Below are 5,777 nucleotides of genomic sequence, written 5' to 3' on the forward strand. Positions count from 1 at the left end.
CTAGCGTAGCGCACGCCGGGCGGTCGCGCCCCGGCCGAACGCGCGCCGCGGCCGGAGCCGACGGCGCGCCGGCCCGGCGGCGACCGCCGGCACTCGGAGGCGAGGCCGCGCGGCGCCCGGGCGGTCCGGTGGACGCCGCCCGCGCGGCGCCGGCTTGCGCGCGGGCGGCCGCGCTTGTACGGTGCGCGCGACGATGACGTCCGAGCGCGATCGCGGCGACGCGCGCACCCGGAGCACGAAGGTCCACGAGGTGGGGAGGGCGGCGGCGGGAGTCGTGCGCGGGTTCGCGCTCGAAGGAGTCGACGGCCCGAGCGCCGGGCTGGCGTTTCAGGCCGGCGGCGCGCGGGTGACGATCGGCGCGAATCCGTCGTGCGACGTCGTGCTCGACGACCCGACGGTGTCGCGGTTCCACTGCGAGATCGCGATCGACGGCGGGCGGGCGAGGGTGCGCGACCTCGGCAGCCGCAACGGCACGATCGTCGACGGGGTCGGCGTCGTCGACGCGTTCCTCAAAACCGGCAGCACGCTGCGGCTCGGCCGGTCGGCGCTGCGGTTCCGCTTTCTGGGCACGACCGTGCAGCTGCCGCTGTCGGAGCGGACGTCGCTCGGCGAGCTGGCCGGGGAGTCGGCGGCGATGCGCGCGGTGTTCGCGGTGCTCGAGCGGGCGGCGGCGACGGACGCGACGGTGCTGCTCGAGGGGGAGACCGGCACGGGCAAGAGCGCGGCGGCGCGCACGTTGCACGCGCTCGGCCCGCGCCGGGACCGGCCGCTGGTGACGATCGACTGCGGCGCCATCCCGGCGGGGCTGCTCGAGAGCGAGCTTTTCGGCCACGAGCGCGGCGCGTTCACCGGCGCGGTGGCGCCGCGCGCGGGCGCGTTCGAGGAGGCCGACGGAGGCACGGTGTTCCTCGACGAGATCGGGGAGCTTCCGTTGGAGCTGCAACCGAAACTGCTCGGCGTGCTCGAAAACCGCGCGCTGCGGCGGGTCGGCGGCAACGCGCCGCGGCCGGTGGACGTGCGCGTGGTGGCGGCGACCAACCGCGACCTGCGCGCGGAGGTCAACGCCGGCCGGTTTCGCGAAGACCTCTACTTTCGGCTCGCGGTGATCAAGCTGGCGCTGCCGCCGCTGCGCAGCCGGCTCGAGGACCTGCCGCTGCTCGCCCGCGGCCTGCTCGAGGCGCTCGGCGCGACGCCCGACCAGCTCGCGCGGTTCACCGCGCCGGCGTTCGTCGCGTCGCTGCGCCACAACGCGTGGCCCGGCAACGTCCGCGAGCTGCGCAACTACCTCGAGCAGTGCCTCGTGTTCGACGACGCGGTGCCGCCGGGCGCCGACATCGACGTGGCGTCGGCGGCGGTCGCGGGCGAGCCGGGGGCGCTGGCGGTCGACACGTCGCTGCCGCTGGCCGAGGCGCGCAAGCGCGCGATCGAGGCGTTCGAACGCGCGTACGTCGCCCAGCTGCTGCGCGAACACGGCGGCAAGGTCGCGGCGGCGGCCGCGGCGGCGGGGGTCGACCGCACGTATCTGTACAAGCTGCTCCGCCGCTACCGGTAGCCGCGCGCACCCGCCGCGGCGTCACTCCCACGTACCGGGCCGCAGCAGGCTGCCGTCGATCGGATCCCACTCGCCGCCGGCAAACCGGCGCACGACCAGGTCGCCGTCGCACACCGCGACGCGGACCGGCGCGCCCGCGGCCACGGCGCGCACGGTCGCGGCGACGCGCTCGGCCCGGTCGCGCGCGCCGCCGCCCAGGCCGATGGCGAGCACGGCCGACGGCGTCGCGACCGCCACCCGCAACCCGGCGCGGGCGGCGGCCTCCTCGGCGGCCGCGAGCGCGCCGTCGATCCGCGCCAGCGCGTCGTCGCTCGCGTCGCCGTCGTCGGCGCACACCCACACCGCCGCGCCGGGCTCGCGCATGCACGCGGCGCGAGCGGCCGGCGGCTCGGCGAGGGCGCCGGCGAGCGCGTCCGCGAACGCGCCGGCGCTCCGCGGGCGTTCGTCCGGTCGCTTGGCCATCGCGCGCGCCAGCACCGCGTCCACCGCGGCGGGCACGGCCGCCGACTCGCTGGCGCGCGGCGGCGCCGCGCTCAGGTGCAACTCCTCGAGTTCGACCGCGGTGTCGGCCCAAAACGGCGGCCGGCCGGTGAGCATGTGGAACGCGAGGACGCCGAGCGCGTAGACGTCGGCGCGCGCGTCGACTCGCTCGCCGAGGATCTGCTCCGGCGCGGCGGTCTCGGGCGTGCCGAGCACCGTGCGCGAGGTAAACGACGCGTCGCCGTCCTCGGGCAACCGCAGCTTGGCGATGCCGAAGTCGACGACCTTGATGCCGAACCCGTCGCCGCGCGGCACCGTGATCACGTTTTGCGCCTTGAGGTCGCGGTGGACGATGCCGGCCGCGTGCGCCGCGTCGAGCGCGCCGGCGATGTCGCGCACGACGGCCAGCACGTCGCGCGGCGCCAGGCGGCCGCGCGCGGCGATCGCCTCGCGCAGCGTCGGCCCGGGCAACCACTGCATCGCGAGGTACGGCCGGCCGTCGTGCAGCTCGCCGGCGTCGAACACGCGCACGATGTTCGGGTGGTCGACGCGCTGCAGCGCCTCGACCTCGCGCGCGAACCGGCTGGCGATCCGCACCGCCCGGCTCGCCGGCGCGCGCAGCACCTTCAGCGCGACGCGATCGCCCCCGTCTGCGCGGCGCGCCCGGTAGACGTGCGCGAACCCGCCGGCGCCGTGCAGCGCCTCGACCGTGTACGCGCCCACGAGCGTACCGGGCGCGAGTTCGTCGGCGTACAGCGGCTCCGCGTCGACGACTGCGGCGGGGAGGCCGCGCGCGGGGTGCGTCGGCCCGGTGGCTTCCACGGCCCGGTCCGCCGCGTGCGGCCGCGCCGCCTTCGGCTCTACGGGTTCGCGCACTGCGGGCACACGTCGGAGGGCGACACCAGGTAGGTCGTCAGCGGATCGGGCCACGTGCGGCCCCGGGCGTCGTCGCAGTCGTCGTAGTCGCCGTCGAGCCAGCCGGTGGCCGGGTTGTTGCGGGTCGCGCACAACCCCGGCGTCGCCGCGGCGATGCGGTCGCACGGACCGACCCACGTCGCCGCGCACTGGCGGCTTTCCGGCCCCGCGCACACGCGCATCGTCGCGTCGGCGGTCGCCGCGTCCCACTCGCGCGAGCTGCACGCGTACATGTTCTGGTAGGCGAGGTAGGCGTCCTCGTTGGCGTGCAGCTCGTCGAGGTCCCGGTACCAGGGCGAGCAGCTGTCGAACCACGCCCCGCCCCACGGCGTCGGGATCCAGTACCGCCGCTTGACGCAGTGCTCGACGCGGTAGCCGGCGCGCTTGACCTCCCACACCAACCGACTTTGGACGCCGAGCGCCTCGGTGGCGAACAGGTTGCCGTAGAAGGCGCCTTCGCGGAAGCCGTACACGCGCCACTCCGGCGCCGGATAGGCGACCCACCCCGCGCCGGGAGCCGACACGGTCACCGGCTTGCTGGCGCGGGCGCGCGGGTTCGCCGGCCGGGTCGACAGGGCGAACACGGCCTGGCCGCCGTAGGTGTCGTAGTCGAGCGCGACGGCGGCGACCTCGCCGCACGACAGGCGCTCGGTCGCGACCGCGGCGCGCCCGCTGCAGTGGCTGTCGCCCGGGCACACGCGCACGAGCACGTCGTCTCCCCAGCACGGTTCGCCGCGGCGCACGAGGACGACCGTGCCGGCGTCGGCGACTCCGACCTTTTGCGGTCGCCATCCGCACTCGCCGTCGTCGGACCACGAGCACGCGGGCGCCGACCCGCGCGCGGCCACGGCGCCGCTCACGTCGAAGCCGGTGCCGCCGCCGCGATCGCCGCGCAGCGACAGCCGCACCTTCGCGCCGAACGCGTTGTTGCGCGCCAGCAGACACGCGGACACGCGCTGCTGGCACGCCTCGCTCACCTCCTCGCCCGGCGACAGCGACTCCCATTCGGGGCACAGGCCGAGCCCGCCCTTGTACGTGGCCGACGCGGCGGTGTACGGCGACTGCCAGTGGACGCTGCGCCCGGCCGGCAGCGCGCAGCTCACCAGGTAGTCCATGAACAGGCGCGTCTCCGCGCTCGCATCGACGGCGGCGCGCAGGGCGATCGCCGGCGACGACCGGCCCGCGTCGCCGAACGTGGCGGTCGACAGCGGCTGGCTGACCAGGTGCTTGCTCACGCCGGGGACGGTGGTGAGCGCGTTCCACGTGATCGCGTTCCACGTGATCGCGTTCCACGTGATCGCCTCGCGGGCGGTCGAGTCGACGTCGCCGGCCAGATCGTCCGTGTCGACGGGTAGGCCACATGCGGCGGCGGCCAGCGCCGCGGACGCGGCGAGGATCCGGGTGGCGGCGCGCGGGCGGGCGAGGGATGTCGGGAACCTGCGTGGATTCATGCGCGTGGGGTCTCCTTCGGTGACAGGCGGCTCGCCAGGGCGGTGAGCCGGGCGCTCCACAGCTGCGAATCACGTGCCAGCGCGCGCGCCGCCGCGAGCCAACGCCGCGCGCACGCGATCGCGCCCACGGCGGCGGCGGTGGCGCACGCGGTCGTCAGCACTTCGAGCCGTTCGTGCAACAGCTCGGCGTCGGCGGCGCGGCGGTCGAGCGCGTCCCACGCGGCGGCGTCGATCCGGCCGGCGGCCCGGTCGGCGTCGGCGCGCTCGACCAGCGCCAGGAGCACGCCGATCGACGGCGGCGCGCCCGCGAGGTCGCAGCGGGCCCGGATCCACGCGAGGTGCTCGGCCGCGCCGGGCTCGCCGCGGGCGCACGCGATGCGCGCCAGCAACAGCGCGTCCTCGTAGCTGGCGAAGCCGTCGACGAACTGGCGCTGGAGCGCGCGGGCGGCCTCGGCGAGCCGGCGCGCGCGCTCGAACCGGCCGCGCCACAGCTCCAGCTCTCCGAGGTTGATCGCGGCGCCGCGTTCGAGCTGGGGGTTGCCCAGGCGGCGCGCGATCCGCATGCAGCGCCCGAGGTCCGCGGCGGCCGCGTCGGGATCGCCCCGCTTCATCCACAGCACCATCCGGTTGGTGAGCGCGGCGGCGAGGTGGAAGTCGTCGCCGGCGCGCTCGCACGCGGCGATCGCCTCGGCGAAGCGGGCTTCGGCGTCGCCGTCCCGGCCGGCGTACACCAGCGCCGGCGCGAGCACGAGCAGCGCGATCGCGCGCGTCTCGGCGTCGCCGCACGCCCGCGCTCCGTCGGCCGCGCGCGCCAGCAGCGCGAGGGCCTCGCCGGTGCGCTCGGCGCGGTGCCGCGCGACCCCGAGCGCGAGTTGCGCGCGCGCGACGAGCCGCGGGTCGCCGAGCGCCCGCGCCCGCGGCCACGCCGCCTCGGCCAGGGCGGCGGCGCCGGCGCGGTCCTGGCACCAGTCGAGCGCGGTGGCGCGCTCGAGCAGGAGCCCGACGGCGAGCCGCTCGTCGCCCCGCTCGGCGGCGGCCCGCTCGGCGGCGGCGAGGTCGGCGACCGCGGCGGCGTGGCGCTGGAGGCGGTAGCGCGCCCGGCCGCGCCCGGCGCGCGCGCGCAGCGCGACGGCGGGCGGCGGCGCGCAGTCGAGCGCGCGGCTGTAGTGGCGCTCGGCCTCGGCGTAGCGGTGACGGTCGGCCGCGGCGTCGCCGAGCGCGACGAGCGCGGCGGCGGCGCGCGCGGGGTCGCCGGCGGCGGCGGCGTGGCGGGCGACGACCCGCGGCGGCGGCGCGGGACCGGCGGCGGCGAGCGCGGCGGCGTGCAGGGCGCGCGCCCGGTCGGGCGGCAGCGTCGCGGCCAGTGCGCGGGTCCACAG

4 protein-coding genes are annotated in these 5,777 nt (G+C 77.5%); 1 reads left to right on the forward strand and 3 read right to left on the reverse strand.

The window, feature by feature from the left end:
* The gene (locus D6689_21220; protein ID RMH37247.1) at window positions 1–228 is read right to left on the reverse strand and encodes a hypothetical protein; all 228 of its coding nucleotides are present in this window, start codon (window positions 226–228) and stop codon (window positions 1–3) included.
* Between D6689_21220 and D6689_21225 the strand changes: the two genes are divergently transcribed.
* Complete coding sequence (locus D6689_21225) at window positions 194–1,552, forward strand: FHA domain-containing protein (GenBank protein RMH37248.1); 1,359 nt, start codon at window positions 194–196, stop codon at window positions 1,550–1,552. The two genes, D6689_21220 and D6689_21225, sit on opposite strands and share 35 nt — an antisense overlap.
* A gap of 21 nt (window positions 1,553–1,573) precedes the next feature.
* On the opposite strand, the gene D6689_21230 is transcribed toward D6689_21225, so the two are convergent.
* Complete coding sequence (locus D6689_21230; GenBank protein RMH37250.1) at window positions 1,574–3,586, reverse strand: serine/threonine protein kinase; 2,013 nt, start codon at window positions 3,584–3,586, stop codon at window positions 1,574–1,576.
* A gap of 808 nt (window positions 3,587–4,394) precedes the next feature.
* The coding region (locus D6689_21235) for an ATP-binding protein (GenBank protein ID RMH37249.1) at window positions 4,395–5,777 on the reverse strand (1,383 nt) is incomplete at its 5' end.

This window comes from Deltaproteobacteria bacterium, from assembly GCA_003696105.1.
Taxonomy (GTDB): domain Bacteria; phylum Myxococcota_A; class Polyangia; order Haliangiales; family J016; genus J016.